Genomic DNA, 23,510 nt, shown 5'->3' on the forward strand with positions numbered 1-23,510 from the left:
CAGGCATGCGACGTATTGCAGTGATGGGCGCCGCCGGGCGCATGGGCAAGACCCTGATTGAAGCGGTGCAGCAAACCCCGGGCGCCGGTCTGACGGCGGCAGTGGATCGTCCTGACAGCACGTTGGTCGGCGCGGATGCCGGCGAGCTGGCTGCGCTGGGTCGTATCGGTGTGCCTCTGTCCGGCGATCTGGATCGGGTGGTCGACGAGTTCGACGTGCTGATTGACTTCACGCATCCGACGGTGACCCTGAAGAACCTGGCCTTCTGCCGTAAACACGGCAAGGCGATGATCATCGGTACTACCGGCTTCAGTGTTGAAGAAAAGCAGTTGCTGGCGGATGCGGGCAAGGACATTCCGATCGTCTTCGCGGCCAACTTCAGCGTGGGCGTCAACCTGTGTCTGAAGTTGCTCGACACGGCAGCTCGCGTGTTGGGCGACGATGTCGATATCGAAATCACCGAGGCTCACCATCGGCATAAGGTCGATGCGCCGTCCGGCACTGCCGTGCGCATGGGTGAGGTGATTGCAGATGCCCTGGGTCGTGATCTGAAGAAGGTGGCGGTGTACGGTCGTGAAGGCCAGACCGGTGCTCGCGAGCGCGAGACCATTGGTTTTGCCACTGTACGCGCCGGCGACATCGTTGGCGATCACACGGTGCTGTTCGCTGCCGATGGCGAGCGTGTCGAGATCACCCACAAGGCGTCCAGTCGCATGACTTTCGCCAAGGGTGCGGTGCGTGCTGCGTTGTGGCTGGATGGGCGTGAGCCTGGCCTATACGACATGCAAGACGTGCTCGAACTGCGTTAAGATGCACCCGAAATCGGGCTCGCGCACAGCGTTTGAGCCCGGTTTTGTTCCGCCAAGCGACGTCCTGTCGCATTCTCCAGCCTTTAAGGCTCATTGGCGGTAGACCAAAAATGCCTTTTTCTGTAAGCTACAGCTTTAGTGTGTCCACTAAAAGCGCGCAGAATAATTCAGTGAAGAAGCGGGGTGACGTGTCCATACGTCACTCCGCTTTTTTACAACCTGCGATCGCCCTTTCAGGCTTTATTTACGGGAGGTCTTCTTGACTAAGCCAGCCATACTCGCCCTTGCTGATGGCAGCATTTTTCGCGGCGAAGCCATTGGAGCCGACGGTCAAACCGTTGGTGAGGTGGTGTTCAACACCGCAATGACCGGCTATCAGGAAATCCTTACCGATCCTTCCTACGCCCAACAGATCGTTACCCTGACTTACCCGCACATCGGCAACACCGGCACCACGCCGGAAGACGCCGAGTCGAACCGCGTCTGGTCCGCTGGCCTGGTTATCCGTGACCTGCCACTGGTTGCGAGCAACTGGCGTAACACGATGTCCCTGTCCGATTACCTGAAAGCCAACAACGTTGTGGCAATCGCCGGTATCGACACCCGCCGCCTGACGCGCATCCTGCGTGAAAAAGGCGCGCAGAACGGCTGCATCATGGCCGGTGACAACATCTCCGAAGAAGCTGCCATCGCCGCCGCCCAGGGCTTCCCTGGCCTCAAGGGCATGGACCTGGCGAAAGTCGTCAGCACCAAAGACTCCTATGAATGGCGTTCGACTGTCTGGGATCTGAAAACCGACAGCCACGCGACCCTCGAGGCGTCCGAACTGCCATACCACGTGGTTGCCTACGACTACGGCGTCAAGGTGAACATCCTGCGCATGCTGGTCGAGCGCGGTTGCCGTGTGACCGTAGTGCCTGCTCAAACCCCTGCTGCCGATGTGCTGGCGCTGAAGCCGGACGGCGTGTTCCTGTCCAACGGCCCTGGTGACCCGGAGCCTTGCGACTACGCGATCCAGGCGATCAAGGACGTGCTGGAGACCGAAATTCCGGTCTTCGGTATCTGCCTCGGTCACCAGCTGCTGGCCCTGGCCTCCGGTGCCAAGACCCTGAAAATGGGTCACGGCCACCACGGTGCCAACCACCCCGTCCAGGACCTGGACAGCGGCGTGGTGATGATCACCAGCCAGAACCACGGTTTTGCCGTAGACGAAGCGACCCTGCCAGCCAACGTCCGTGCGATCCATAAATCGCTGTTCGACGGCACCCTGCAAGGTATCGAGCGTACCGACAAGAGCGCCTTCAGCTTCCAGGGTCACCCGGAAGCCAGCCCTGGCCCGAACGACGTAGCGCCATTGTTCGATCGCTTCATCAACGAGATGGCCAAGCGACGCTGATCGCTCGCCTTGATGTTGCAAAGCTTGAGGGTGGTCCCGACACCGGTGGCCCCCTCAAGTCTTCAGAGATTGAACAAGACGGCTTGCCGACTGACCTGCGGATTTGAGTGACAAACCCATGCCAAAACGTACAGACATTAAAAGCATCCTGATTCTCGGTGCTGGCCCGATCGTGATCGGCCAGGCCTGCGAATTCGACTACTCCGGCGCCCAGGCCTGCAAAGCCCTGCGCGAAGAGGGTTACCGCGTCATCCTGGTGAACTCCAACCCGGCCACCATCATGACCGACCCGGCCATGGCCGACGCCACCTACATCGAACCGATCAAGTGGCAGACCGTTGCCAAGATCATCGAGAAAGAGCGTCCGGACGCGCTGCTGCCAACCATGGGCGGCCAGACTGCTCTGAACTGCGCCCTGGACCTGGAGCGCGAAGGCGTTCTGGAGAAGTTCGGCGTAGAGATGATCGGTGCCAACGCCGATACCATCGACAAGGCTGAAGATCGTTCGCGTTTCGACAAGGCCATGAAGTCCATCGGCCTGGCGTGCCCGCGTTCCGGTATTGCCCACAGCATGGAAGAGGCCAACGCGGTCCTCGAGAAGCTCGGCTTCCCGTGCATCATCCGTCCGTCCTTCACCATGGGCGGCACTGGCGGCGGTATTGCTTACAACCGTGAAGAATTCGAAGAAATCTGCGCCCGTGGTCTGGACCTGTCGCCGACCAAAGAGCTGCTGATCGACGAATCCCTGATCGGCTGGAAAGAGTACGAGATGGAGGTTGTCCGCGATAAGAAGGACAACTGCATCATCGTCTGCTCCATTGAAAACTTTGACCCGATGGGCGTGCACACCGGTGACTCGATCACCGTGGCTCCGGCACAGACCCTGACCGACAAGGAATACCAGATCCTGCGTAACGCCTCCCTGGCGGTACTGCGCGAGATCGGCGTGGAAACCGGCGGTTCCAACGTTCAGTTCGGTATCTGCCCGAACACCGGCCGCATGGTCGTGATCGAGATGAACCCGCGTGTATCCCGTTCCTCGGCCCTGGCTTCGAAAGCTACCGGTTTCCCGATTGCCAAGGTCGCGGCCAAGCTGGCTGTGGGCTACACCCTGGACGAGCTGTCGAACGACATCACCGGCGGCAAGACCCCGGCGTCCTTCGAACCGTCCATCGACTACGTCGTCACCAAGCTGCCACGCTTCGCTTTCGAGAAGTTCGCCAAGGCTGACGCGCGCCTGACCACTCAGATGAAGTCGGTAGGCGAAGTCATGGCCATCGGCCGTACCTTCCAGGAATCCCTGCAGAAAGCCCTGCGCGGTCTGGAAGTCGGTGTTTGCGGTCTGGACGAGAAGGTTGACCTGGCCAATCCGGAAAGCATGAGCGTGCTCAAGCGCGAGCTGACCGTGCCGGGCGCCGAGCGTATCTGGTACGTGGCGGACGCCATGCGCGCCGGCATGAGCGTTGAAGACATCTTCGGCATGACCATGATCGATCCTTGGTTCCTGGTGCAGATGGAAGATCTGATCAAGGACGAAGAGAAGGTCAAGACCCTAGGGCTGACCAGCATCGACCGCGATCTGATGTTCCGCCTCAAGCGCAAAGGCTTCTCCGATATGCGCCTGGCCAAGTTGCTGGGTGTGACCGAGAAGAGCCTGCGCGCTCACCGTCACAAGCTGGAAATCTTCCCGGTCTACAAGCGCGTCGACACCTGCGCTGCCGAGTTTGCCACCGACACCGCGTACCTCTACTCGACGTACGAAGAAGAGTGCGAAGCCGCACCATCGGGTCGCGACAAGATCATGATCCTGGGCGGCGGTCCGAACCGCATCGGCCAGGGCATCGAGTTCGACTACTGCTGCGTACACGCGGCACTGGCGCTGCGCGATGACGGGTACGAGACCATCATGGTCAACTGCAACCCGGAAACCGTTTCTACCGACTACGACACTTCCGATCGCCTGTACTTCGAGCCGGTGACCCTGGAAGACGTGCTGGAAATCGTTCGCGTCGAGAAGCCGAAAGGCGTGATCGTCCAGTACGGCGGCCAGACCCCGCTGAAACTGGCCCGCGCCCTGGAAGCCGCTGGCGTGCCGATCATCGGCACCAGCCCTGACGCCATCGACCGTGCTGAAGACCGCGAGCGCTTCCAGCAAATGGTCCAGCGCCTGAACCTGCGTCAGCCGCCAAACGCTACCGTGCGTAGCGAAGATGAAGCGATTCGCGCTGCTGCGAAGATCGGTTACCCGCTGGTGGTGCGTCCGTCCTATGTACTGGGCGGCCGTGCGATGGAAATCGTTTACGAAGAAGAAGAACTCAAGCGCTACCTGCGTGAAGCGGTTCAAGTGTCCAACGACAGCCCGGTGCTGCTGGACCACTTCCTCAACTGCGCCATCGAAATGGACGTGGATGCGGTCTGCGACGGCAAGGACGTTGTCATCGGCGCGATCATGCAGCACATCGAGCAGGCCGGCGTTCACTCCGGTGACTCCGCATGTTCGCTGCCGCCGTACTCGCTGCCGGCGCACATCCAGGACGAGATGCGCGAACAGGTCAAGAAAATGGCCCTAGAACTGGGTGTAGTCGGCCTGATGAACGTTCAGTTGGCGCTGCAAGGCGAAGACATCTACGTCATCGAAGTCAACCCGCGCGCCTCCCGTACCGTTCCGTTCGTGTCCAAGTGCATCGGTGTTTCCCTGGCGATGATCGCTGCCCGCGTGATGGCCGGTAAAACCCTGAAAGAACTGGGTTTCACCAAGGAAATCATTCCGAACTTCTACAGCGTGAAAGAGGCGGTGTTCCCATTCGCCAAATTCCCTGGCGTTGACCCGATCCTCGGCCCGGAGATGAAGTCCACCGGTGAAGTGATGGGCGTGGGCGACACCTTCGGTGAAGCGTTCGCCAAGGCCCAGATGGGTGCCAGCGAAGTGTTGCCGACCGGCGGTACTGCGTTCATCAGCGTACGTGACGACGACAAGCCGCTGGTTGCGGGCGTGGCCCGTGATCTGATCAACTTGGGCTTCGAAGTGGTCGCCACTGCCGGTACTGCCAAGCTGATCGAAGCGGCAGGCCTGAAAGTGCGTCGTGTGAACAAGGTGACCGAGGGTCGTCCGCACGTGGTCGACATGATCAAGAATGACGAAGTCACGCTGATCATCAACACCACCGAAGGTCGTCAGTCGATCGCTGATTCGTACTCCATTCGTCGTAATGCCCTGCAGCACAAGATTTACTGCACCACCACCATTGCTGCTGGCGAAGCCATCTGCGAAGCGCTGAAGTTCGGTCCCGAGAAGACCGTACGCCGCTTGCAGGATCTACACGCAGGATTGAAGGCATGAGCATAACGAAGTACCCAATGACCGTTCAGGGCGCTCGCGCCCTGGAAGAAGAGCACACTCACCTGACCAAGGTCGTTCGTCCGAAGCTCAGCCAGGACATCGGTACGGCCCGCGAGTTGGGTGATTTGAAGGAAAACGCCGAGTACCACGCTGCCCGTGAGCAGCAGGGTATGGTCGAGGCGCGGATCCGTGATATCGAAGGCCGCATGCAGAATGCGGTGATTATCGATGTGACGACCATTCCTCACAGCGGTAAGGTGATTTTCGGTACCACCGTGGAAATCGCCAACGTCGAAACAGATGAAAGCGTGACTTACCAGATCGTTGGTGAGGACGAGGCTGACATCAAGCTTGGCAAGATCTCTGTCGGCTCGCCGATTGCCCGCGCCTTGATTGCCAAGGAAGAGGGTGATGTGGTTGCAGTCAAAACGCCTGGCGGCGTTATCGAGTACGAGATTGTCGAAGTTCGCCACATCTGAAGGCCCGCGCCCGTTTCGAGCGGGCGCCACGCTTTGGCAGCTGACCCAGATGTTGTGGGTCGGCGGCTTGTGGCTATTGCAAATCGGTCTGTTGCCGGTGCTGGGGCGAATTGGCCTGGCGCCGCTACTGATCGACGAAATCGCAGGCATGCTCAATACGCTGGTAGTGGGGTTCGCTACGGCGTGTGTGATATTTCAGGCTTTGGTGCTGATAAAGGCCGAGGGCCTTGTCAGTCTATGGCGGGATATTCGCGGGCAACTGCTGATGATGGCGCTGTATGCGTGTGCGATGTACTTCGCGGTGCGTTTCGGCTGGCCGGATGCCGTGCGTTGGCAGTCGTTCAGCTATCTTGTTCTGGGTTTTTCCGGGCTGGTGCTGGTGTTGCAGCCGATACCGGGATGGAGTGGCAGGGTGCGCGAAGCACACCCTTGACCCTTGCCATCACTTGAAGCGATGGACGTTCGACAGCTGCTTGTTGACGCTGAAGTTCTTGCGGTAGATCAGTGCCATCTTGCCGATGACCTGAACCAGATCCGCTTTGCCGACCTTGCACAGCTCTGCAATGGACGCCAGGCGCGATTCGCGATCGAGGATGTTGAGCTTGATCTTGATCAGCTCGTGATCCGCCAAAGCGCGTTCGAGTTCGGCTAACACACCTTCAGTCAAACCATTGTCTGCCACAATCAAAACTGGTTTCAGATGGTGGCCAATGGATTTGTACTGTTTCTTCTGCTCTTGAGTGAGCGGCATAATCTGACCCCTGCGTCTGATCTTGTAAAAAGCGGCGGCCAGTTTACCCGAGCGAGTCCGGGACCGCCCAGTTAATCACGACCCGTTTTATTTCCGAGGTATCCCGTGGCCCGTTCCAAGACAAGCCTTAAGTGGCTGCAAGAACATTTCAACGACCCATTCGTCAAAATGGCACAAAAAGACGGGTACCGTTCCCGCGCCAGCTACAAACTGCTGGAGATCCAGGAAAAGGATCGCCTGATCCGCCCTGGAATGAGCGTAATCGACCTTGGTGCGGCACCCGGTGGGTGGTCCCAGGTGACCAGTCGTCTGATTGGTGGGCAGGGCACACTGATCGCTTCTGACATTCTTGAAATGGACAGCATCCCCGACGTCACCTTCATTCAAGGCGACTTTACCGAGGATGCCGTGCTGGCCCAGATTCTCGACGCCGTCGGAAATAAAGAAGTAGACCTTGTGATTTCCGACATGGCCCCCAATATGAGTGGATTGCCGGCCGTTGATATGCCGCGCGCGATGTTCCTGTGCGAATTGGCACTGGATCTGTCGACGCGGGTGCTCAAACCCGGTGGTGATTTTTTGATCAAGATCTTCCAGGGCGAAGGTTTCGACGAATTCCACAAGAGCGTTCGCCAGCAGTTCGAGAAGGTGCAGATGCGCAAACCGACCTCGTCGCGCGACCGTTCTCGCGAGCAGTACCTGCTGGGCCGCGGTTTCCGCGGCCGCAGTGAGGAATGAGTGAATTTTCGATCAGGGTGATAGGATTTTTGTATTACGCCTTGTCAGAATTAGCGAATATTGTGTAGGAAGTGTTTCACAAAGGGTTACAGACGGCGCCTGCCAAGTTGTAGGTAATGTAGTAAGTTAGGCCGGTGAATATCATGCGAAGCGCGCGCCAGTAGCGGAGCTTGCTTCAGAGGGTAGTTAATTGAACGATATGGCAAAGAATCTGATCCTGTGGTTGATCATCGCGGCTGTCCTGGTGACGGTGATGAACAACTTCTCCAGCCCTAACGAGCCGCAGACCCTCAACTATTCCGACTTCATCCAGCAGGTCAAGGATGGCAAGGTCGAGCGCGTGGCGGTTGATGGCTACGTGATTACCGGCAAACGCAACGATGGCGACAGCTTCAAGACCATTCGCCCGGCGATCCAGGACAACGGCCTGATCGGCGACCTGGTGGATAACCACGTCGTGGTCGAAGGCAAGCAGCCTGAGCAGCAAAGCATCTGGACTCAACTTCTGGTCGCCAGCTTCCCGATCCTGGTGATCATCGCCGTGTTCATGTTTTTCATGCGGCAGATGCAGGGCGGTGCAGGTGGCAAGGGCGGGCCGATGAGCTTCGGTAAGAGCAAGGCGCGCCTGCTCTCCGAAGATCAGGTGAAAACTACCCTGGCTGACGTTGCCGGTTGCGACGAAGCCAAGGAAGAAGTCGGTGAACTGGTCGAGTTCCTGCGTGATCCGGGCAAGTTCCAGCGCCTGGGCGGCCGCATTCCTCGCGGTGTCCTGATGGTCGGTCCTCCGGGTACCGGTAAAACCTTGATCGCCAAGGCCATCGCCGGCGAAGCCAAAGTACCGTTCTTCACCATTTCCGGTTCCGACTTCGTCGAAATGTTCGTCGGTGTGGGTGCCAGCCGTGTTCGCGACATGTTCGAACAGGCCAAGAAACACGCCCCATGCATCATCTTCATCGACGAGATCGACGCTGTCGGTCGCCATCGTGGTGCCGGAATGGGTGGTGGTCACGACGAGCGCGAGCAGACTCTCAACCAGTTGCTGGTCGAGATGGACGGCTTTGAAATGAATGACGGCATCATCGTGATTGCTGCCACCAACCGTCCTGATGTGCTGGACCCTGCGCTGCTGCGTCCAGGTCGTTTCGACCGTCAGGTTGTGGTAGGTCTGCCAGACATCCGTGGTCGCGAACAGATTCTCAAGGTTCACATGCGCAAAGTGCCAATGGGCGACGATGTTGCTCCGGCCGTGATCGCTCGTGGTACTCCAGGGTTCTCGGGTGCCGATCTGGCCAACCTGGTGAACGAGGCATCGCTGTTCGCTGCCCGTGCCGGCAAGCGCATCGTCGAGATGAAGGAATTCGAACTGGCGAAAGACAAGATCATGATGGGCGCCGAGCGCAAATCCATGGTCATGTCTGAGAAAGAAAAACAGAACACGGCTTACCACGAAGCGGGCCACGCCATTGTGGGTCGTGTCGTGCCTGAGCATGATCCGGTGTACAAGGTGTCGATCATCCCGCGCGGTCGTGCGCTGGGTGTGACCATGTTCCTTCCGGAAGAAGATCGTTACAGCCTGTCCAAGCGTGCATTGATCAGTCAGATCTGCTCGCTGTACGGAGGTCGTATCGCTGAAGAAATGACCCTGGGCTTCGATGGCGTGACCACCGGTGCTTCCAACGACATCATGCGCGCCAGCCAGATTGCGCGGAACATGGTGACCAAGTGGGGTCTTTCGGAAAAGCTCGGCCCGTTGATGTATGCCGAAGAAGAGGGTGAAGTGTTCCTCGGTCGCGGCGGCGGTGGTCAGAATGCAAGCTTCTCCGGTGAGACAGCCAAGCTGATCGACTCCGAGGTGCGCAGCATCATCGATCAGTGCTATGGCACGGCGAAGCAGATTCTCACGGACAACCGTGACAAGCTCGATGCAATGGCCGATGCCTTGATGAAGTACGAAACAATCGATGCCGAACAGATCGACGACATCATGGCGGGTCGTCCGCCTCGTGAGCCGCGCGACTGGTCAGGTGGTACGGGTACTTCCGGCACCCCTCCGGTGGTGCAGGATGAGCGTCCGGAAACGCCGATCGGCGGTCCTGCTGCTGACGTATAAGGTTTGAAATGACTTCTGTTCAGTCCTCGACCCGGTTGCCTTGCGGCAACCGGGTTCTTGATTTGGCCCAGACGCATGTCATGGGCATTCTCAATGTCACTCCTGATTCTTTCTCCGATGGTGGCCAATACAGCCAGCTCGACGCGGCCATGCGCCACGCCGAGGCCATGGTGGCGGCCGGCGCGACGCTGATCGATGTCGGTGGCGAATCCACTCGTCCTGGTGCCAGGGCGGTGTCGCCACTGGAGGAGCTGGAGCGCGTAGCGCCCATTGTCGAGCGCATCAGTCGCGAGTTGGACGTCATCATCTCGGTCGATACCTCCACGCCAGCGGTCATGCGTGAAACTGCGCGCCTGGGTGCCGGGTTGATCAATGATGTGCGTTCGTTGCGTCGCGATGGCGCGCTGGATGCAGCGGCAGCCACCGGACTACCGGTTTGCCTGATGCATATGCTGGGAGAACCAGGCGATATGCAGGACAATCCGCAGTATCAGGACGTTACAAGGGAAGTCGGTGAGTTTCTCGCCGAGCGCATGCATCAGTGTTCAATGGCGGGTATTCCAGCTGAGCGGATCATTCTTGACCCCGGCTTTGGCTTCGCCAAGACCTTGCAGCACAACCTGAGCTTGTTCAAACATATGGAAGCCCTGCATGCCTTGGGGAGGCCCCTGTTGGTCGGGGTTTCGCGAAAGAGCATGATTGGTCAGGCATTGAATCGTCCGGTGGAAGACCGACTGTATGGTGGTTTGGCGCTTGCGGCACTGGCTTCGGCGAAAGGTGCGCGTATATTGCGCGTCCATGATGTAGCCGAAACAGTGGATGTGGTCCGGATGATCGCCGCAGTGGAATCAGCCGAATAAGAATGATGGAGCACTTATGAGCAAAAAATATTTTGGCACCGATGGTATTCGTGGGCGCGTCGGTGAATACCCGATTACTCCTGATTTCATGCTCAAGCTTGGCTGGGCTGCAGGTATGGCGTTCCGCAAGATGGGCGCCTGCAAGGTCCTGGTAGGTAAGGACACCCGGATCTCCGGCTACATGTTCGAGTCTGCGCTTGAGGCGGGGCTTACTTCCGCAGGTGCCGATGTAATGCTCCTTGGTCCGATGCCGACCCCGGCGATTGCCTACCTGACGCGCACCTTTCACGCCGAGGCCGGCATCGTGATCAGTGCGTCGCACAATCCGCATGATGACAATGGCATCAAGTTCTTCTCCGGCAAGGGCACCAAGCTTCCGGATGAAGTCGAGCTGATGATCGAAGAGTTGCTCGATACGCCAATGACCGTGGTGGAGTCGAGCAAGATCGGCAAGGTGTCGCGTATCAATGATGCGTCGGGGCGTTATATCGAATTCTGCAAGAGCAGCGTGCCGACCGGCACCAGCTTCTCGGGTATGAAAGTCGTAATCGACTGCGCCCACGGTGCGACTTACAAAGTGGCGCCGAGCGTGTTCCGCGAGTTGGGCGCTGAAGTCGTCGTGCTGTCGGCGCAGCCGAATGGTTTGAATATCAACGACAATTGCGGTTCGACCCATATGGGGCAGCTGCAGGCTGCCGTCGTCGCTGAGCAGGCCGATCTGGGTATCGCCTTCGATGGTGACGGTGACCGCGTTCAGATGGTCGATCACACGGGGGCGGTGGTGGATGGCGACGAATTGCTGTTCATCATTGCCCGTGATCTGCATGAGCACAACAAGCTGCAGGGCGGCGTGGTTGGAACCCTGATGAGTAACCTGGGGCTGGAGCTGGCCCTTGCTGATCTGGGTGTTCCATTCGTGCGTGCCAATGTCGGTGACCGCTATGTCATTGCCGAGCTGCTGGAGCGCAACTGGATTGTGGGTGGTGAAAACTCCGGGCACATCGTGTGTTTCAGCCACACCACCACGGGTGATGCAATTATTGCGGCGCTGCAGGTGTTGATGGCGCTGAGCAGGCGTGACGAAGGCCTGGCGCAATCCCGGCAGGCGCTGCGCAAGTGCCCTCAGGTGCTGATCAATGTGCGTTTCGGTGGTGGCGCAAGCCCTCTCGACCATCCGTCGGTCAAGGAAGCCAGCGAGCGTGTGACCAAGGCCATGGCGGGGCGTGGGCGGGTGCTGTTGCGCAAGTCCGGAACCGAACCGCTGGTACGTGTGATGGTCGAAGGCGAAGACGAAACGCAGGTTCGTGGCTATGCCGAAGAGCTGGCAAAACTGGTTACTGAAGTTTCTGCCTGAATTCGGCTTGCCAGCCTTGATTGTGTTGGGTAACATCTGCGCCCACTTTGACCGACGAGGTACAGCATGCGTCGCCCTATGGTAGCTGGTAACTGGAAGATGCACGGTACCCGCGCCAGCGTCGCTGAGCTGATCAACGGCCTTCGTGACTTGGCCTTGCCGAGCGGTGTTGATGTCGCGGTATTCCCGCCTTTTCTGCATATCAATCAAGTGATTGATGGCTTGAAAGGAAAGTCGATTTCGGTCGGCGCGCAGAACTCTGCGGTGGAATCCGGACAAGGTGCGTTGACCGGTGAAGTTGCACCGAGTCAGTTGGTGGATGCAGGTTGTTCCCTGGTGCTTGTCGGGCACTCCGAACGCCGCCAGATTATGGGCGAGCAGGACGCAGTGCTGATCCGCAAGTTCGCAGCGGCGCAGGCATGTGGCTTGATTCCGGTGTTGTGCATAGGGGAAACCCTTGAACAGCGTGAAGCCGGAAAGACTCTTGAGGTTGTCTCGCGTCAGCTGGGCAGTATCATTGAGGAGCTGGGTGTCGGTGCCTTTGCCAAGGCAGTGATCGCTTACGAGCCGGTCTGGGCCATTGGCACCGGGCTGACTGCTACGCCACAACAGGCGCAGGATGTGCACGCAGCCATTCGCGTCCAGTTGGCGGCAGAGAATTCTGAGGTTGCACAAGGTGTGCGGCTTCTATACGGCGGCAGCGTGAAGGCGGCCAATGCGGTCGAACTGTTCGGCATGCCGGATATCGATGGGGGCCTCATTGGTGGGGCTTCCCTGAATGCAGATGAGTTCGGTGCGATTTGTCGCGCCGCGGGAAACTGAAAAAATGCTGGAAACAGTCGTAGTCGTTTTTCATCTGCTGGGTGCATTGGGCGTAGTAGCTCTGGTTTTGCTGCAGCAGGGTAAAGGTGCGGACGCTGGCGCGTCTTTCGGAGCAGGTGCTTCAAATACTGTGTTCGGAAGCCAAGGTTCCTCTACCTTTCTTAGTAAGTTTACTGCTATACTTGCCGCAGGTTTTTTCATAACCAGCTTGGGGTTAGGTTACTTTGCTAAAGAGAAGGCTCACCAGCTGACTCAAGTAGGTCTCCCAAACCCGGCGGTACTGGAAGTTCCAAAGCAACAACCGGCTTCTGATGATGTCCCGGTGCTTCAAGAGCAAAAGTCGGCTACTCCAGCGACTGACGTGCCTCCAGCTCAAGAGCAGAAGTAAGAAGGGTTTCAAACGTAGTATTGCCGAGGTGGTGGAATTGGTAGACACGCAACCTTGAGGTGGTTGTGCCCATAGGGTGTAGGGGTTCGAGTCCCCTTCTCGGTACCAATTAGTCAGGAGAGCCCGCTGTTGCGGGCTTTCTTGCAGGTGGAAGGTTACATTGACCCTGTAGGGGATCGGTCGTATACTTCCGCCCCAGCTTTGTCGCGGGGTGGAGCAGTCTGGTAGCTCGTCGGGCTCATAACCCGAAGGTCGTCGGTTCAAATCCGGCCCCCGCAACCAGTTTAAGGAGCCCCTTTTAAGGGGCTTTTTGTTAGCTGGACACTTTCAACGCCGCTGTTCGACGGCGTTTCAAGGATGGGCGTTTAGCCCATTTTTTTATTTTGCATAGCATGCACATACATGCACTAGGGGGTTCAGGTGTCGAGCAAGCTAGAAGAGTTGCAGGCCTTGCTGGCCCCGGTGGTCGTGGCCCTAGGCTATGAATGCTGGGGTATTGAGTTTTCGGCCCAGGGTCGCCACTCAATGTTGCGCGTTTATATCGATAAAGAAGGCGGCGTGCTGGTGGACGATTGCGCCATCGTCAGCCGTCAGATCAGCGGTGTGCTGGATGTTGAAGATCCAATCGCCGTTGAATACACCCTTGAAGTTTCCTCGCCTGGCATGGAACGCCCGCTGTTCACTCTTGAGCAGTTTGCAAAATTTGCCGGTGAACAAGTGAAGATCAAGCTGCGCTCGCCTTTTGAAGGACGACGCAACTTTCAGGGCCTTCTGCGCGGCGTAGAAGAGCAGGATGTAGTGGTGCAAGTAGAAGACCATGAGTTCCTGTTGCCGATCGATATGATCGACAAGGCCAACATTATTCCCAGTTTTGACTGAGGCGTGCCAGATACTGCGGATCCCGCGGATCCAATGGCTTGCGAAAGGCGAGGCGTACGATGAGCAAAGAAGTACTGCTGGTTGTTGAGTCGGTATCCAATGAAAAGGGCGTACCGGCAAACGTGATTTTTGAAGCGCTGGAGCTGGCTCTGGCCACTGCGACCAAAAAGCGTTTTGAAGACGAAGTTGATCTGCGTGTGGAAATCAATCGCCACACTGGCGCTTACGAGACTTTCCGTCGCTGGACGGTCGTCGAGGAAGCAGACCTGGACGATCCGGCCATCGAAACCTGGCCGAGCAAGGTTGCCGAAACGCATCCTGGCGCCAAGGTCGGTGACGTTGTCGAAGAGAAAATCGAATCCATCGAGTTCGGCCGCATTGCTGCACAGACTGCCAAGCAAGTCATCGTGCAGAAAGTACGCGAAGCCGAGCGCGCTCAGGTTGTTGACGCTTACCGCGAGCGCCTGGGTGAAATCATCTCCGGCACCGTGAAAAAAGTCACCCGCGATAACGTGATCGTCGATCTGGGCAACAACGCTGAAGCGTTGCTGGCCCGTGAAGACATCATTTCTCGCGAAACATTCCGGGTTGGCGTGCGCCTGCGTGCGCTGCTCAAGGAAATCCGCACCGAGAACCGCGGCCCGCAGTTGATCCTGTCGCGTACCGCGCCGGAAATGCTGATCGAGTTGTTCCGCATCGAAGTGCCGGAAATTGCCGAAGGCCTGATCGAAGTGATGGCTGCGTCCCGTGATCCGGGTTCGCGCGCCAAGATCGCCGTTCGCTCCAAGGACAAACGCATCGACCCGCAAGGCGCTTGCATCGGTATGCGCGGTTCGCGCGTCCAGGCAGTGTCGGGTGAGTTGGGCGGTGAGCGTGTTGATATCGTTCTTTGGGACGACAACCCGGCTCAGTTCGTGATCAACGCCATGTCCCCGGCCGAGGTTGCGGCAATTATCGTTGACGAAGATGCCCACGCAATGGACATCGCCGTTGGCGCAGACAATCTGGCTCAGGCCATCGGTCGCGGTGGTCAGAACGTGCGTCTGGCTAGCCAGTTGACTGGCTGGACCCTGAACGTGATGACCGAATCGGACATCCAGGCTAAACAGCAAGCAGAAACCGGCGACATCCTGCGCAACTTCATCGACGAGCTGGAAGTCGACGAAGAGCTGGCTCAGGTGCTGGTTGATGAAGGCTTCACCAGCCTGGAAGAGATTGCCTACGTACCGTTGGAAGAAATGCTCAACATCGACGGCTTTGACGAGGAAATCGTCAACGAGCTTCGCGCTCGTGCCAAGGATCGCTTGTTGACCAAAGCCATCGCTACTGAGGAAAAGCTGGCAGACGCCCATCCGGCCGAAGACCTGCTCTCGCTTGAGGGTATGGACAAGGATTTGGCGATGGAACTGGCGGTGCGCGGCGTAATTACCCGCGAAGACCTGGCCGAGCAGTCTATTGACGACCTGCTCGACATCGACGGCATTGACGATGATCGTGCCGGCAAGTTGATCATGGCCGCCCGAGCCCACTGGTTCGAGTAATTAGGCGCGGCCTGAGGAGAGAAGTGCATGACGCAAGTCACGGTGAAACAACTGGCCGATGAGGTCAAAACACCGGTAGAGCGCCTGTTGCAGCAGATGCGTGAGGCAGGTCTGCCGCACACCGCCGCCGAAGAACATGTGACTGACAGTGAGAAGCAATCGTTGCTGACTCACTTGAAAAGCAGCCACAAGGCGAAAGTGGAAGAACCACGCAAGATTACGCTGCAGCGTAAAACCACCAGCACCCTGCGGGTTGCTGGCAGCAAAAGCATCAGCGTTGAAGTACGCAAGAAGAAAGTCTTCGTACAGCGCAGCCCGGAAGAAATCGAAGCCGAGCGCAAGCGTGAACTGGATGAACGTCGCGCAGTAGAAAATGCTGCACGTCAGAAGGCTGAAGAAGAAGCCAAGCGTCGCGCCGAAGAAGAAGCGCGCCGCCAGCCTGCTGCTGCGCAGACCGCTCCTGCCGAACCTGTCGCAGCGCCTGTCGCAGTGGCCGAGCCTGTGCGCGAAAGCGCTCCGGTTGTGGCGGCTGCCCCGGCTCCTGCGGCCGACACTCGCAAGCGTGACGAACAGCGTCGTCCGGACAAACCACGTGCCGACGACAACAGTCGTCGCGGTGGCGGCGATGGCGAGCGCAAAAACGCTCCGCATCGTGCTTCGGTCAAGGAAAAGGCGCCGGCTCCACGCGTTGCTCCACGTACTACCGACGAAGAAAGCGATGGCTTCCGTCGTGGTGGTCGCGGCAAGGCCAAGCTGAAGAAGCGCAACGCTCACGGTTTCCAGAGCCCGACCGGCCCTGTCGTGCGCGAAGTGAAGATCGGCGAAACCATCACTGTTGGCGATCTCGCTCAACAGATGTCGGTGAAGGCTGCTGAAATCATCAAGTTCATGTTCAAACTGGGTACTCCAGCGACCATCAACCAGGTACTGGATCAGGAAACTGCCCAGTTGGTTGCCGAAGAGCTGGGCCACAAAGTGACCCTGGTCAGCGACACCGCCCTGGAAGATTCCCTGGCCGAGTCCCTGAAGTTTGAAGGCGAGGCAGTTTCCCGTGCGCCGGTCGTGACCGTAATGGGCCACGTTGACCACGGTAAGACTTCCCTGCTCGACTACATCCGTCGTGCCAAGGTTGCTGCTGGCGAAGCCGGTGGTATCACCCAGCACATCGGTGCGTACCACGTTGAAACCGACCGTGGCATGGTGACGTTCCTCGACACCCCTGGTCACGCCGCGTTCACCGCGATGCGTGCCCGTGGTGCCAAGGCGACCGACATCGTGATCCTCGTGGTTGCAGCGGACGACGGTGTGATGCCGCAAACCATCGAAGCTGTTCAGCACGCTCAGGCTGCTGGCGTTCCGCTGGTTGTCGCGGTGAACAAGATCGACAAGCCAGGTGCTGACCTCGATCGTATCCGTAGCGAACTGTCGGTTCACGGCGTGACGTCGGAAGAGTGGGGTGGTGACACGCCATTCGTACCGGTCTCGGCGAAGATGGGTACCGGTGTAGACGAACTGCTCGAAGCGGTATTGCTGCAAGCCGAAGTCCTGGAATTGACTGCAACACCATCGGCTCCTGGCCGTGGTGTCGTGGTTGAATCCCGTCTGGACAAGGGCCGCGGCCCTGTAGCTACCGTTCTGGTTCAGGACGGTACGCTGCGCCAGGGCGACATGGTCCTGGTCGGTTCGAACTATGGCCGTGTTCGCGCCATGCTCGACGAGAACGGCAAAGCCATCAAGGAAGCCGGTCCTGCCATCCCTGTCGAGATCCTCGGCCTGGACGGTACTCCGGATGCCGGCGACGAGATGAGCGTGGTTGCCGACGAGAAGAAAGCCCGTGAAGTGGCTCTGTTCCGTCAAGGCAAATTCCGCGAAGTCAAACTGGCCCGGGCTCACGCCGGCAAGCTGGAAAACATCTTCGAAAGCATGGGCCAGGAAGAGAAGAAGACGCTCAACATCGTCCTCAAATCCGACGTCCGTGGCTCGCTGGAAGCGTTGAACGGTGCCTTGAACGGCCTGGGTAACGACGAAGTGCAAGTGCGTGTGGTCGGTGGCGGCGTCGGTGGTATCACCGAATCCGACGCTAACCTGGCGCTGGCCTCCAACGCTGTACTGTTCGGCTTCAACGTGCGTGCCGATGCCGGCGCGCGCAAGATCGTCGAGCAGGAAGGTCTGGACATGCGTTACTACAACGTGATCTACGACATCATCGAAGACGTCAAGAAAGCCCTGACCGGTATGCTCGGCAGCGATGTTCGCGAGAACATCCTGGGTATCGCCGAAGTGCGTGACGTGTTCCGTTCGCCGAAGTTTGGCGCGATCGCAGGTTGCATGGTGATCGAAGGTGTCGTTCACCGTAACCGTCCAATCCGTGTACTGCGTGAAGACATCGTTATCTTCGAAGGCGAGCTGGAATCCCTGCGCCGCTTCAAGGATGACGCTTCCGAAGTACGTGCCGGCATGGAATGCGGTATCGGCGTGAAGAGCTACAACGACGTCAAGGTCGGTGACAAGATCGAAGTCTTCGAGAAGGTGCAGGTTGCTCGCAGCCTCTAACTCGCGAACTTCAGGAGCCGTGACGGGTAGCCGCATGCAAATGCGCAGCTCGCCACCAGGACTCTAAACGCAACGCCCGGTCTGGCTTTTGTCAGGCCGGGCGTTTGCCGCTTTCAGACCTTGCGGGTTTCACCGTGGGGCAGTAACAGGTAACAATACATGGCAAAAGAATATAGCCGTACCCAACGTATCGGCGATCAGATGCAGCGTGAGCTGGCACAACTGATCCGTCGTGAAGTCAAAGACCCGCGCGTCGGCCTGGTCACTATTACCGCAGTGGAAGTCAGTCGTGACGTCGGTCACGCCAAGATCTTCATCACCGTGATGGGGCAGGATAGCGCCGAAGAAATCGCACAAAGCATCAAGGTGCTGAACTCCGCCGCCGGCTTCCTGCGCATGCAACTGGCTCGCGAGATGAAGCTGCGCAGCGTTCCGCAGCTGCACTTCCACTACGACGAAAGCGTCGTGCGTGGTGCGCACCTGTCGGCATTGATCGAGCGCGCAGTGGCTGAAGACAATCAGCATCCGGTTGCGGCAGAAGCCGAAGACACCAAGGAGTAATCGGTGGCTCAGGTCAAACGTATCCGTCGTAACGTCAGTGGCATCATCCTGCTCGACAAGCCGCTGGGGTTCACCTCCAACGCGGCCTTGCAGAAGGTTCGCTGGTTGCTCAATGCCGAGAAGGCCGGACACACCGGCAGTCTCGATCCCTTGGCCACAGGCGTGTTGCCGCTGTGCTTCGGCGAGGCCACCAAGTTCTCGCAGTACCTGCTCGATTCCGACAAGGGTTATGAAACCCTGGCGCAACTGGGTAAGACCACCACCACGGCGGATGCCGAAGGTGAAGTTTTGCAGGAGCGTCCGGTGACCGTTGGTCGCTCCGATATCGAGGCTGTACTGCCGAAATTTCGTGGGCAAATCAGTCAGATACCGCCGATGTACTCGGCACTCAAGCGTGATGGGCAGCCGCTGTACAAGTTGGCCCGTGCTGGTGAAGTAGTGGAGCGCGAACCGCGTTCTGTTACTATTACGCGCTTGGAATTGCTGGCCTTCGAAGGTGATACTGCGCGGCTGGCGGTGGATTGCAGCAAAGGCACCTATATCCGTACCCTGGTGGAGGATATCGGTGAGCAACTCGGTTGTGGCGCTTACGTTGCAGAACTGCGACGTACCCAGGCCGGGCCATTCACCCTGGCGCAGACGGTTACCCTGGAAGAGCTGGAAGCGGTACATGCCGAAGGCGGCAACGAAGCGGTCGATCGCTTCCTGATGCCATCGGACAGCGGCCTGCTGGATTGGCCACTGTTGCAGTTCTCGGAAGCGAGCGCGTTCTACTGGCTCAACGGCCAGCCGGTACGTGCCCCGGATGCTCCGAAGTTCGGCATGGTGCGGGTACAGGATCACAATGGTCGCTTCATCGGTATTGGTGAAGTGAGCGAAGACGGGCGTATCGCGCCACGTCGACTGATTCGGTCAGAATGACCGGACGAGGGTGGCTGTTAACAGGCACGGTCACTACTCATTTTTAGATACAGGGATTTGTCCCTGGCCTGTTGAAACTGTTTCTGAAACAGTTTCCTGATAAAAGGATTGCCTCATGGCTCTCGACGTTCAAGAAAAAGCTCAAATCGTAGCTGACTACCAGCAAGCTGTTGGTGACACTGGTTCGCCAGAAGTGCAAGTTGCACTGCTGACCGCCAACATCAACAAACTGCAAGGTCACTTCAAGGCCAACGGTAAAGATCACCACTCCCGTCGTGGTCTGATCCGCATGGTTAACCAGCGTCGTAAGCTGCTGGACTACCTGAAAGGCAAGGACGTGAGCCGTTACAGCGCTCTGATCGCTCGCCTGGGTCTGCGTCGCTAATAAGCGATTGCGCTAGAGGTTGGTTGTCTGTCGTGCGTCAGCGGGTTTCCCGCCGGCGCATGGCAGGCTCCCAGCCTCAAGTTTTATCTGGATGTCTGCTTTACCGTATTACCTGTGTGAGTACACCCCGGACAACCGGTCGGGCCGATTCCCGGCGTTGCCCAAGAATTTCGCAAGAAACCAGTTCCCCCAAGAGCCACAAAGAAGGTAGGACACCGTGAACCCGGTAATCAAAAAATTCCAGTTCGGTCAGTCGACCGTTACCCTCGAGACTGGCCGTATCGCCCGTCAGGCCTCCGGCGCAGTATTGGTCACCGTTGACGACGACGTCAGCGTATTGGTGACCGTAGTCGGTGCCAAGCAAGCCGATCCAGGCAAGGGCTTCTTCCCTCTGTCTGTTCACTACCAGGAAAAGACTTACGCTGCCGGCAAGATCCCCGGCGGTTTCTTCAAGCGCGAAGGCCGTCCTTCCGAGAAAGAAACCCTGACTTCCCGACTGATCGACCGTCCGATCCGTCCGCTGTTCCCGGAAGGCTTCATGAACGAAGTGCAGGTTGTCTGCACCGTCGTTTCCACCAGCAAGAAGACCGATCCGGACATCGCTGCGATGATCGGTACCTCGGCTGCCCTGGCCATCTCCGGCATTCCTTTCGATGGCCCGATCGGCGCTGCCCGCGTTGCGTTCCACGAAAGCACCGGCTACCTGCTGAACCCGACTTACGAGCAACAGGCTGCTTCGAGCCTGGACATGGTCGTTGCCGGTACTTCGGACGCTGTGCTGATGGTTGAGTCGGAAGCCAAAGAGCTGACCGAAGACCAGATGCTGGGCGCGGTACTGTTTGCTCACGACGAATTCCAGGTTGTGATCAACGCTGTCAAAGAACTGGCTGCCGAAGCTGCCAAGCCAACCTGGACCTGGGCTCCACAGCCTGAAGCCACCGAACTGCTGGGCGCTATCCGTGCCGAGTTCGGCGAAGCGATCTCCCAGGCCTACACCATCACCGTCAAGGCCGACCGTTACGCTCGCCTGGGTGAGTTGAAGGATCAGGTCGTTGCCAAGCTGTCCGGTGAAGAAGGCCAGCCTTCCTCCGCCGAAGTCAAAGCGGCTTTCGGCGAAATCGAATACCGCACCGTTCGCGAAAACATCGTAAACGGCAAGCCACGTATCGACGGTCGCGACACTCGCACCGTGCGTCCGCTGAACATCGAAGTCGGTGTTCTGCCAAAGACCCACGGTTCGGCACTGTTCACCCGTGGCGAAACCCAGGCTCTGGTAGTCGCGACTCTGGGCACCGCCCGTGACGCGCAGCTGCTGGACACCCTGGAAGGCGAGAAAAAAGACCCGTTCATGCTGCACTACAACTTCCCTCCGTTCTCGGTGGGCGAGTGTGGTCGCATGGGTGGCGCCGGTCGTCGTGAAATCGGTCACGGCCGTCTGGCCCGTCGTTCGGTTTCGGCCATGCTGCCTGCCGCTGATGTGTTCCCGTACACCATCCGCGTGGTTTCGGAAATCACCGAATCCAACGGTTCGAGCTCCATGGCTTCCGTTTGCGGTGCTTCCCTGGCCCTGATGGACGCCGGCGTGCCGATGAAGGCGCCGGTTGCCGGTATCGCCATGGGTCTGGTTAAAGAAGGCGAGAAATTCGCCGTCCTGACCGACATCCTGGGTGACGAAGACCACCTGGGCGACATGGACTTCAAGGTAGCCGGTACCGCCAAAGGCGTCACCGCGCTGCAGATGGACATCAAGATCAAGGGCATCACCGAGGAAATCATGGAGATCGCTCTGGGCCAAGCCCTGGAAGCGCGCCTGAACATCCTCGGCCAGATGAACCAGATCATTGGCCAGTCGCGTACCGAACTGTCGGCCAACGCTCCGACCATGATCGCGATGAAAATCGACACCGACAAAATCCGTGACGTCATCGGTAAAGGCGGCGCGACCATTCGTGCGATCTGTGAAGAAACCAAGGCTTCGATCGACATCGAAGACGACGGTTCGATCAAGATCTTCGGCGAAACCAAGGAAGCGGCAGAAGCTGCCCGTCAGCGCGTTCTGGGCATCACCGCTGAAGCCGAAATCGGCAAGATCTATGTCGGTAAGGTTGAGCGCATCGTCGACTTCGGCGCATTCGTCAACATCCTGCCAGGCAAGGACGGTCTGGTTCACATCTCCATGCTGAGCGACGCTCGCGTTGAGAAAGTGACCGACATCCTGAAAGAAGGTCAGGAAGTGGAAGTACTGGTACTGGACGTGGACAACCGCGGCCGTATCAAGCTGTCCATCAAAGACGTGGCAGCCGCCAAGGCTTCGGGCGTTTAATCACGCCCCACGCCTGACCGCTTCAACGTTTTAAAAAATGCCCTGCCGTGAAAACGGTGGGGCATTTTTTTGTCTGTAGATCACTGAGATGATTGGTGAAGTTGCCGGAGTCGAAACTCAGTGCTAGGTTTAGCCCACCGCCCGTGTAGCTCAGCCGGTAGAGCAGCGCACTCGTAACGCGAAGGTCGCAGGTTCGATTCCTGTCTCGGGCACCATATCCCCCTCGGTGATTCCACCTTTCTGCTCAGGTCCTCGACGGTACGCTTGAGGTTCTCGAGTTCGCGGTCCTGATCGCTGTTTGAATTTATGTTCCCGCCATCATCAAAACATCGTGTGCACAACTTTTTGCGGGCAGATGCAAAGAGACGTGTAAATCCGCGGCCAAACGTCCTATATTCGGAGCCTGCCTGAGCAACGCCCAGCAGTTTTCAGATGATCCAGAATGGTTCTGAAGGCCAGATAAACCGGGCCTGATCCGGTTTTTGTGTCAGAGAGATCCTTGAAGATCCAGATCCATCTTCCATTCCCAGATCAGCGAGAACGCCATGACCGATAAAGAGATGACCCAGGAAGCCCGACACGAAGAGGCTCTGAAGAAGTATTTGCTCGATTCGCCCCAGCTAGCTGAAGAGATCAAGGACTTGCCCGCCGATGATCAGAAAGACCAGATTCAGTGGGCGTTCGAGGACGAAGCGGAAGCCCAGGGCTTGCAGCCGTGGGAATTGACACTCAAGTACACCTCAACGCCGCAGGAGTACGAGACAGAACGCCTGAAGCTGCACAAGGAGGCGGCCGAGGTGTTGGGTGTCGAGTGGGAAGAGTACTGCGAAATGAACAATCTGGTGGTGTGACACTTATGTAGGAGCGAGCTTGCTCGCGATGACGGCGTGTCAGCTTGCACATTTCTTGAATGTGCCACCCTCATCGCGAGCAAGCTCGCTCCTACAGTTTTGGCAACTCACATCCGTGTGATCAGAGACTCAGGCGCATCGATAGATCGACCGCCTTCACATCTTTGGTCATCGCACCGATCGAAATGTAATCCACCCCGGTCTGTGCAATCGGCAGCAACGTGCTTTCATTGATCCCGCCGCTGGCCTCCAGCTTGGCTTTGCCGGCATTCAGGCGCACGGCTTCGCGCATGTCGTCCAGGCTCAGTTCGTCGAGCATGATGATGTCGGCACCGGCCGCCAGCGCTTCTTTCAGTTCCTCCAGGCTTTCCACTTCAATCTCTACCGGTTTGCCCGGGGCGATCTTGTGCGCGGCGGCGATGGCCTGCGCGATGCCGCCACTGGCGGCG

At 58.2% G+C, this 23,510-nt stretch carries 21 protein-coding genes and 3 tRNA genes; 22 read left to right on the forward strand and 2 right to left on the reverse strand.

What is annotated here, in order from left to right; translation table 11 throughout:
• The first annotated feature begins 5 nt into the window (after positions 1–5).
• The 5 genes from dapB to PMI29_RS0129785 all read left to right on the forward strand — a co-directional run bounded on the left by dapB (position 6) and on the right by PMI29_RS0129785 (position 6,457).
• Positions 6–809, forward strand: a complete 804-nt coding sequence (gene dapB, locus PMI29_RS28000) for a 4-hydroxy-tetrahydrodipicolinate reductase (protein ID WP_007993588.1) — start codon at positions 6–8, stop codon at positions 807–809.
• 259 nt (positions 810–1,068) lie between these two features.
• On the forward strand, positions 1,069–2,205 hold the full coding sequence (carA, locus tag PMI29_RS27995; protein WP_007993591.1) for a glutamine-hydrolyzing carbamoyl-phosphate synthase small subunit: 1,137 nt from the start codon (positions 1,069–1,071) through the stop codon (positions 2,203–2,205).
• 118 nt (positions 2,206–2,323) lie between these two features.
• Entirely contained in the window at positions 2,324–5,545 is a 3,222-nt protein-coding gene (gene carB, locus PMI29_RS27990) for a carbamoyl-phosphate synthase large subunit (RefSeq protein WP_007993593.1), read from the forward strand.
• A gap of 2 nt (positions 5,546–5,547) precedes the next feature.
• Positions 5,548–6,024: a transcription elongation factor GreA gene (greA, locus tag PMI29_RS27985; protein WP_033051914.1), complete on the forward strand. Its 477-nt coding sequence runs from the start codon at positions 5,548–5,550 to the stop codon at positions 6,022–6,024.
• A 49-nt stretch (positions 6,025–6,073) separates the two neighbouring features.
• Positions 6,074–6,457, forward strand: coding sequence for a hypothetical protein (locus tag PMI29_RS0129785; RefSeq protein WP_033051915.1), 384 nt, complete (start codon positions 6,074–6,076; stop codon positions 6,455–6,457).
• A gap of 9 nt (positions 6,458–6,466) precedes the next feature.
• On the opposite strand, the gene PMI29_RS27980 is transcribed toward PMI29_RS0129785, so the two are convergent.
• Positions 6,467–6,775, reverse strand: a complete 309-nt coding sequence (locus PMI29_RS27980) for a YhbY family RNA-binding protein (protein ID WP_007942889.1) — start codon at positions 6,773–6,775, stop codon at positions 6,467–6,469.
• Positions 6,776–6,880: 105 nt separating this feature from the next.
• On the opposite strand from PMI29_RS27980, the gene rlmE reads away from it, so the two are divergent.
• The 17 genes from rlmE to PMI29_RS27905 all read left to right on the forward strand — a co-directional run bounded on the left by rlmE (position 6,881) and on the right by PMI29_RS27905 (position 23,061).
• Entirely contained in the window at positions 6,881–7,513 is a 633-nt protein-coding gene (rlmE, locus tag PMI29_RS27975) for a 23S rRNA (uridine(2552)-2'-O)-methyltransferase RlmE (protein WP_007988685.1), read from the forward strand.
• 199 nt (positions 7,514–7,712) lie between these two features.
• Positions 7,713–9,623 (forward strand): ATP-dependent zinc metalloprotease FtsH, encoded by a 1,911-nt coding sequence (gene ftsH / locus PMI29_RS27970; RefSeq protein WP_033051913.1) that lies wholly within the window; start codon positions 7,713–7,715, stop codon positions 9,621–9,623.
• An 8-nt stretch (positions 9,624–9,631) separates the two neighbouring features.
• On the forward strand, positions 9,632–10,483 hold the full coding sequence (folP, locus tag PMI29_RS27965; protein WP_007993598.1) for a dihydropteroate synthase: 852 nt from the start codon (positions 9,632–9,634) through the stop codon (positions 10,481–10,483).
• 16 nt (positions 10,484–10,499) lie between these two features.
• On the forward strand, positions 10,500–11,837 hold the full coding sequence (gene glmM, locus PMI29_RS27960; protein ID WP_007993599.1) for a phosphoglucosamine mutase: 1,338 nt from the start codon (positions 10,500–10,502) through the stop codon (positions 11,835–11,837).
• A gap of 66 nt (positions 11,838–11,903) precedes the next feature.
• Positions 11,904–12,659 carry a triose-phosphate isomerase gene (gene tpiA, locus PMI29_RS27955; protein ID WP_007993600.1) on the forward strand — a complete coding sequence of 252 codons (756 nt, stop codon included), beginning with the start codon at positions 11,904–11,906 and terminating at the stop codon, positions 12,657–12,659.
• Positions 12,660–12,663: 4 nt separating this feature from the next.
• A complete protein-coding gene (secG, locus tag PMI29_RS0129790; RefSeq protein ID WP_017336473.1) occupies positions 12,664–13,047 on the forward strand; it encodes a preprotein translocase subunit SecG in 384 nt (127 codons plus the stop codon).
• A 22-nt stretch (positions 13,048–13,069) separates the two neighbouring features.
• Positions 13,070–13,155, forward strand: a tRNA-Leu gene (locus tag PMI29_RS27950).
• 97 nt (positions 13,156–13,252) lie between these two features.
• Positions 13,253–13,329, forward strand: a tRNA-Met gene (locus PMI29_RS27945).
• Between the two features lie 138 nt (positions 13,330–13,467).
• Positions 13,468–13,926 carry a ribosome maturation factor RimP gene (rimP, locus tag PMI29_RS27940; protein ID WP_007993601.1) on the forward strand — a complete coding sequence of 153 codons (459 nt, stop codon included), beginning with the start codon at positions 13,468–13,470 and terminating at the stop codon, positions 13,924–13,926.
• A gap of 59 nt (positions 13,927–13,985) precedes the next feature.
• Positions 13,986–15,467, forward strand: a complete 1,482-nt coding sequence (gene nusA / locus PMI29_RS27935) for a transcription termination factor NusA (RefSeq protein ID WP_007988680.1) — start codon at positions 13,986–13,988, stop codon at positions 15,465–15,467.
• 27 nt (positions 15,468–15,494) lie between these two features.
• Entirely contained in the window at positions 15,495–18,020 is a 2,526-nt protein-coding gene (gene infB, locus PMI29_RS27930) for a translation initiation factor IF-2 (RefSeq protein WP_007993602.1), read from the forward strand.
• 159 nt (positions 18,021–18,179) lie between these two features.
• Positions 18,180–18,581, forward strand: a complete 402-nt coding sequence (gene rbfA / locus PMI29_RS27925; RefSeq protein WP_007973108.1) for a 30S ribosome-binding factor RbfA — start codon at positions 18,180–18,182, stop codon at positions 18,579–18,581.
• Positions 18,582–18,584: 3 nt separating this feature from the next.
• Positions 18,585–19,502, forward strand: coding sequence for a tRNA pseudouridine(55) synthase TruB (gene truB / locus PMI29_RS27920; protein ID WP_007993603.1), 918 nt, complete (start codon positions 18,585–18,587; stop codon positions 19,500–19,502).
• Positions 19,503–19,617: 115 nt separating this feature from the next.
• The gene (rpsO, locus tag PMI29_RS0129795) at positions 19,618–19,887 is read left to right on the forward strand and encodes a 30S ribosomal protein S15 (protein WP_011332409.1); all 270 of its coding nucleotides are present in this window, start codon (positions 19,618–19,620) and stop codon (positions 19,885–19,887) included.
• A gap of 217 nt (positions 19,888–20,104) precedes the next feature.
• The gene (gene pnp, locus PMI29_RS27915; protein ID WP_007993604.1) at positions 20,105–22,210 is read left to right on the forward strand and encodes a polyribonucleotide nucleotidyltransferase; all 2,106 of its coding nucleotides are present in this window, start codon (positions 20,105–20,107) and stop codon (positions 22,208–22,210) included.
• Between the two features lie 139 nt (positions 22,211–22,349).
• Positions 22,350–22,425 (forward strand) — tRNA-Thr (locus PMI29_RS27910).
• A 330-nt stretch (positions 22,426–22,755) separates the two neighbouring features.
• Positions 22,756–23,061: a DUF6388 family protein gene (locus PMI29_RS27905; protein WP_007993607.1), complete on the forward strand. Its 306-nt coding sequence runs from the start codon at positions 22,756–22,758 to the stop codon at positions 23,059–23,061.
• A 121-nt stretch (positions 23,062–23,182) separates the two neighbouring features.
• Here the strand turns inward: PMI29_RS27905 and PMI29_RS27900 are convergent.
• Positions 23,183–23,510 (reverse strand): nicotinate-nucleotide diphosphorylase (locus PMI29_RS27900; protein ID WP_007993609.1); only part of this gene is annotated, 328 nt, incomplete at its 5' end.

The sequence above is a fragment of the Pseudomonas sp. GM49 genome (genome assembly GCF_000282355.1).
Classification (GTDB): domain Bacteria; phylum Pseudomonadota; class Gammaproteobacteria; order Pseudomonadales; family Pseudomonadaceae; genus Aquipseudomonas.

Bases quoted from the DNA above. Each gene is read 5' to 3' on its own strand.
- infB (WP_007993602.1), top strand. From the start codon at position 15,495: ATGACGCAAGTCACGGTGAAACAACTGGCCGATGAGGTCAAAACACCG.
- secG (WP_017336473.1), top strand. From the start codon at position 12,664: ATGCTGGAAACAGTCGTAGTCGTTTTTCATCTGCTGGGTGCATTGGGC.
- tpiA (WP_007993600.1), top strand. From the start codon at position 11,904: ATGCGTCGCCCTATGGTAGCTGGTAACTGGAAGATGCACGGTACCCGC.
- rbfA (WP_007973108.1), top strand. From the start codon at position 18,180: ATGGCAAAAGAATATAGCCGTACCCAACGTATCGGCGATCAGATGCAG.
- nusA (WP_007988680.1), top strand. From the start codon at position 13,986: ATGAGCAAAGAAGTACTGCTGGTTGTTGAGTCGGTATCCAATGAAAAG.
- glmM (WP_007993599.1), top strand. From the start codon at position 10,500: ATGAGCAAAAAATATTTTGGCACCGATGGTATTCGTGGGCGCGTCGGT.
- folP (WP_007993598.1), top strand. From the start codon at position 9,632: ATGACTTCTGTTCAGTCCTCGACCCGGTTGCCTTGCGGCAACCGGGTT.
- PMI29_RS27905 (WP_007993607.1), top strand. From the start codon at position 22,756: ATGACCGATAAAGAGATGACCCAGGAAGCCCGACACGAAGAGGCTCTG.
- carB (WP_007993593.1), top strand. From the start codon at position 2,324: ATGCCAAAACGTACAGACATTAAAAGCATCCTGATTCTCGGTGCTGGC.
- PMI29_RS27980 (WP_007942889.1), bottom strand. From the start codon at position 6,775: ATGCCGCTCACTCAAGAGCAGAAGAAACAGTACAAATCCATTGGCCAC.
- ftsH (WP_033051913.1), top strand. From the start codon at position 7,713: ATGGCAAAGAATCTGATCCTGTGGTTGATCATCGCGGCTGTCCTGGTG.
- dapB (WP_007993588.1), top strand. From the start codon at position 6: ATGCGACGTATTGCAGTGATGGGCGCCGCCGGGCGCATGGGCAAGACC.
- PMI29_RS0129785 (WP_033051915.1), top strand. From the start codon at position 6,074: ATGTTGTGGGTCGGCGGCTTGTGGCTATTGCAAATCGGTCTGTTGCCG.
- rpsO (WP_011332409.1), top strand. From the start codon at position 19,618: ATGGCTCTCGACGTTCAAGAAAAAGCTCAAATCGTAGCTGACTACCAG.